The 2917-nt window shown below is 76.0% G+C and carries 3 protein-coding genes; 2 read left to right on the forward strand and 1 reads right to left on the reverse strand.

Translation table 11 applies throughout. The features are described from left to right. Positions 1-142 precede the first annotated feature (142 nt). A complete protein-coding gene (locus H9657_RS15670; protein WP_191784347.1) occupies positions 143-1360 on the forward strand; it encodes a 5-(carboxyamino)imidazole ribonucleotide synthase in 1218 nt (405 codons plus the stop codon). Further along, positions 1357-1893, forward strand: a complete 537-nt coding sequence (purE, locus tag H9657_RS15675) for a 5-(carboxyamino)imidazole ribonucleotide mutase (RefSeq protein WP_191784348.1) — start codon at positions 1357-1359, stop codon at positions 1891-1893. Before H9657_RS15670 ends, purE begins: the two co-directional genes overlap by 4 nt. Positions 1894-1914: 21 nt before the next feature. On the opposite strand, the gene H9657_RS15680 is transcribed toward purE, so the two are convergent. Next, a partial coding sequence (locus H9657_RS15680) for an LCP family protein (protein WP_318241542.1) occupies positions 1915-2917 on the reverse strand: 1003 nt, incomplete at its 5' end.

Consider the following 2917-nt stretch of genomic DNA (forward strand, 5'->3'; position numbering starts at 1 on the left):
GGGGGGGGGGGCCGGGGGGGGTGCGGGCGGGGGGCCGACGGCGTGCTGACGGTCAGCGGTGAGGGGCGCCTGATCCAGGCCTCGGTCCCGTGACGCGGGACGGTCGCGGACGCCCGCGCGGGAGCGGCTACTCTCGACGCCCGTGACACCTCCGACCGTGGCCGTCGTCGGCGGCGGGCAGCTCGCCCGCATGATGGCGGGCCCCGCGACCGCCCTGGGGCTCCACCTGCGCGTCCTGGTCGAGGCTCCGGGCGCCTCGGCGGCCCAGGCCGTCGCCGACGCACCCGTCGGTGCTGCCTCGGACGTGGGGGCGGTCCTCGCGCTCGTCGAGGGCGCCGACGTGCTCACCTTCGAGCACGAGCACGTCCCGACGCCCGTCCTGGAGGCGGTCGCGGCCCGCGGCGTGCCGGTGCACCCGGGGGCGGCGGCGCTGCTGCACGCGCAGGACAAGTCGGTGATGCGACGGCGCCTCACCGATCTGGGTGTGCCGTGCCCGCGGTGGTCGCCGGTCGGCGACCTCGGCGACCTCGAGCGCTTCCGCGCCGTCGACGGCGGCCGGGCGGTCGTCAAGACGACCCGGGGCGGGTACGACGGCAAGGGCGTGCGCGTCGTCGGCGCGGGACCGCTGCCCGACGACGTGCTCGCGTGGTGCGCGGCCGCCGCCGACGGCACCGGGCCCGCGCTGCTGGCCGAGGAGCTCGTCCCGTTCCGCCGCGAGCTCGCGGTCCTGGTCGCGCGCACCCCGTCGGGCCGTTGCGCCGTGTGGCCCGTCGTCGAGTCGGTGCAGCGCGACGGCGTGTGTGCCGAGGTCGTCGCGCCCGCGCCGGACCTGCACCCGCAGACCGCAGCACAGGCCGAGCGGATCGCCCTGACGGTCGCGGAGGGTCTGGACGTGACCGGGGTGCTGGCCGTCGAGCTCTTCGAGGTGCCGGGCCCCGACGGCGGCGCGCCCCGCGTGCTCGTCAACGAGCTCGCCATGCGACCCCACAACTCGGGGCACTGGACGATCGACGGGGCGGTGACCAGCCAGTTCGAGCAGCACCTGCGCGCGGTGCTCGACCTCCCGCTGGGCGACGTCGCACCCGTCGCGCGGTGGACCGTCATGGTCAACCTCCTCGGCAGCGCGCTCGACGACCCGACCGACGCGCTGGGCGACGTGCTCGGTGCCGATCCCGGGGTCAAGGTCCACCTGTACGGCAAGGCCGTGCGTCCGGGGCGCAAGCTGGGGCACGTCAACGTGTCCGGCGACGACCTCGAGGACGTCCGTGCGCGAGCGCGCGCGGCGGTCGCACGGCTGCGCGGCGAGAGCACGGTCAGCAACGAGACCACCGAGAGCACCGACGACGGAGGCACGAGATGAGCGAGGCACCCCTGGTCGGCGTCGTCATGGGGTCGGACTCCGACTGGCCCGTGATGCAGGCGGCGGCGGAGGCACTGGCGGAGTTCGGCGTCGCCGCCGAGGTCGACGTCGTCTCGGCGCACCGGCAGCCCGACAAGATGGTCGCCTACGGGCGCGACGCGGCCGAGCGCGGGCTGCGGGTGATCGTCGCGGGTGCCGGGGGAGCGGCGCACCTGCCGGGCATGCTCGCGGCGGTCACGCCGCTGCCGGTGATCGGCGTCCCGGTGCCGCTGGCCCACCTCGACGGGATGGACTCCCTGCTGTCCATCGTCCAGATGCCCGCAGGCGTGCCCGTGGCCACGGTCTCGGTGGGTGGTGCGCGCAACGCCGGGCTGCTGGCCGTCCGCATCCTCGCGTCCGGCGCGGGTCCCGACGCGGCGCGTCTGCGCGAGGAGATGTCCCGGTTCCAGGACGGTCTGCGGGCCCAGGCGGACCTCAAGGGTGAGCGGCTGCGCGCCCGGGCGGCGCGTCCATCCATCGGGTTCTCGGCCTGATCCGTCGCCCGGCCGTCCGGACTACGAGCCGGGCGCCCCGCCCACGGGCCCGGGCGGCAGCGAGCCGTCGCGGACGGCCGTGAAGAAGCCGGGCGTGAGGTCGGGGTCGAGCAGCACGGTGGACCCGATGCCGCCCGGGCGGTAGTCCATGCTGGCGATCGGCGGCGTCCCGGTGATGCCCTTCTCCCCGTTCGCGTCGCGGAACGCGAGGGCGAGCCGTGCGACGTCGAGCACATCGGCCTTCTCGTCGAACGTCAGGGCGCCCGTGCCCGCCTCGACCAGGGCAACCTGCGCACCGGGGTCGAGCGCGAGCGAGCGCGGGCTGACCTTGCCCATCACGGCACCGATCAGCTGACGCTGGCGCAGCGCGCGGCCCACGTCGCCCAGCGGGTCCGCCTTGCGCATGCGCGCGAACGCGAGCGCGGCCGTCCCGTCGACGTCGTGGCAGCCCGCGCTCCACACCATGCCGGAGTCCGGGTCGTCGACGTCACCGTCGTAGCAGAGGTTCACGCCGCCGACGGCGTCGACCAGGTGCGCGACGCCGCCCATGCCGATCTCGGCGTAGTGGTCGATCGTGAGCCCCGTGAGGCCCTCGACCGTCTGCACCAGCAGCGGCGCACCGCCCCACGCGAACGCGGAGTTCAGCTTCGCCGGGCCGTACCCCGGGACGTCGACGTACGTGTCCCGCGGCAGCGAGATCATCGCGGTCGGGCCGTCCTGCGGGACGTGCAGCAGCAGGATCGTGTCGGTGCGCTGCCCCTCGGTCCCGTCCTCGCCGATCCCGCCGTCGTCGCCGCGGGCGTCGGAACCGGCCAGCAGGTACGTCGTGCCCGGGGTCCCCGGAGCGCTGGACAGGGCGGGGACGTGGCGCAGCAGCCCGTTGGCCCAGACGAGCAGGCCGACCGGCCACGCGACCAGCGCGAGCACGACCAGCAGCCCCACGACGCGTGCGACGTGCCGCCGCCGCCGGCCGCCCGGTCGCCCGGTCGGCACGCCGGGACCCGAAGGAGCGGCGGGCCTGGAC

This window comes from Cellulomonas avistercoris (assembly GCF_014836445.1).
GTDB lineage: Bacteria > Actinomycetota > Actinomycetes > Actinomycetales > Cellulomonadaceae > Cellulomonas > Cellulomonas avistercoris.

Excerpts from the sequence above, each read along its gene's own strand:
- purE (WP_191784348.1), top strand. The coding sequence starts at position 1,357 with ATGAGCGAGGCACCCCTGGTCGGCGTCGTCATGGGGTCGGACTCCGAC.